At 52.8% G+C, this 1,730-nt stretch carries 1 rRNA gene; it reads left to right on the top strand.

Features of this window, described 5'->3' with window-relative positions:
* Positions 1-147 precede the first annotated feature (147 nt).
* A 16S ribosomal RNA gene (locus GYRE_RS14285) occupies positions 148-1,687 on the top strand.
* Positions 1,688-1,730: the final 43 nt, after the last annotated feature.

Here is a 1,730-nt window from a genome sequence, read left to right as displayed (position 1 = left end):
ACTGCTCTTTAACAATTTATCAGACAATCTGTGTGGGCACTCAAAGTGACATGGATTCTTAACGTCCTCGGACGAAAAATGAATACCAAGTCTCAAAGAGTGAACACGTAATTCATTACGAAGTTTAATTCTACGAGCATCAAACTTAAATTGAAGAGTTTGATCATGGCTCAGATTGAACGCTGGCGGCAGGCCTAACACATGCAAGTCGAACGGTAGCACAGAGAGCTTGCTCTCGGGTGACGAGTGGCGGACGGGTGAGTAATGTCTGGGAAACTGCCTGATGGAGGGGGATAACTACTGGAAACGGTAGCTAATACCGCATAACGTCGCAAGACCAAAGAGGGGGACCTTCGGGCCTCTTGCCATCAGATGTGCCCAGATGGGATTAGCTAGTAGGTGGGGTAACGGCTCACCTAGGCGACGATCCCTAGCTGGTCTGAGAGGATGACCAGCCACACTGGAACTGAGACACGGTCCAGACTCCTACGGGAGGCAGCAGTGGGGAATATTGCACAATGGGCGCAAGCCTGATGCAGCCATGCCGCGTGTATGAAGAAGGCCTTCGGGTTGTAAAGTACTTTCAGCGAGGAGGAAGGCGATACGGTTAATAACCGTGTCGATTGACGTTACTCGCAGAAGAAGCACCGGCTAACTCCGTGCCAGCAGCCGCGGTAATACGGAGGGTGCAAGCGTTAATCGGAATTACTGGGCGTAAAGCGCACGCAGGCGGTCTGTCAAGTCGGATGTGAAATCCCCGGGCTCAACCTGGGAACTGCATTCGAAACTGGCAGGCTTGAGTCTTGTAGAGGGGGGTAGAATTCCAGGTGTAGCGGTGAAATGCGTAGAGATCTGGAGGAATACCGGTGGCGAAGGCGGCCCCCTGGACAAAGACTGACGCTCAGGTGCGAAAGCGTGGGGAGCAAACAGGATTAGATACCCTGGTAGTCCACGCCGTAAACGATGTCGACTTGGAGGTTGTGCCCTTGAGGCGTGGCTTCCGGAGCTAACGCGTTAAGTCGACCGCCTGGGGAGTACGGCCGCAAGGTTAAAACTCAAATGAATTGACGGGGGCCCGCACAAGCGGTGGAGCATGTGGTTTAATTCGATGCAACGCGAAGAACCTTACCTACTCTTGACATCCACGGAACTTAGCAGAGATGCTTTGGTGCCTTCGGGAACCGTGAGACAGGTGCTGCATGGCTGTCGTCAGCTCGTGTTGTGAAATGTTGGGTTAAGTCCCGCAACGAGCGCAACCCTTATCCTTTGTTGCCAGCGGTTCGGCCGGGAACTCAAAGGAGACTGCCAGTGATAAACTGGAGGAAGGTGGGGATGACGTCAAGTCATCATGGCCCTTACGAGTAGGGCTACACACGTGCTACAATGGCATATACAAAGAGAAGCGACCTCGCGAGAGCAAGCGGACCTCATAAAGTATGTCGTAGTCCGGATTGGAGTCTGCAACTCGACTCCATGAAGTCGGAATCGCTAGTAATCGTGGATCAGAATGCCACGGTGAATACGTTCCCGGGCCTTGTACACACCGCCCGTCACACCATGGGAGTGGGTTGCAAAAGAAGTAGGTAGCTTAACCTTCGGGAGGGCGCTTACCACTTTGTGATTCATGACTGGGGTGAAGTCGTAACAAGGTAACCGTAGGGGAACCTGCGGTTGGATCACCTCCTTACCTTAAAGAACCTGCCTTTGTAGTGTCCACACAGATTGTCTGA

The sequence above is a fragment of the Yokenella regensburgei ATCC 49455 genome (genome assembly GCF_000735455.1).
In the GTDB taxonomy this organism is placed as follows: domain Bacteria; phylum Pseudomonadota; class Gammaproteobacteria; order Enterobacterales; family Enterobacteriaceae; genus Yokenella; species Yokenella regensburgei.
The sequence above is the reverse complement of the archived record's forward strand: the minus strand, read 5'-3'. Positions and strand labels throughout refer to the sequence as shown.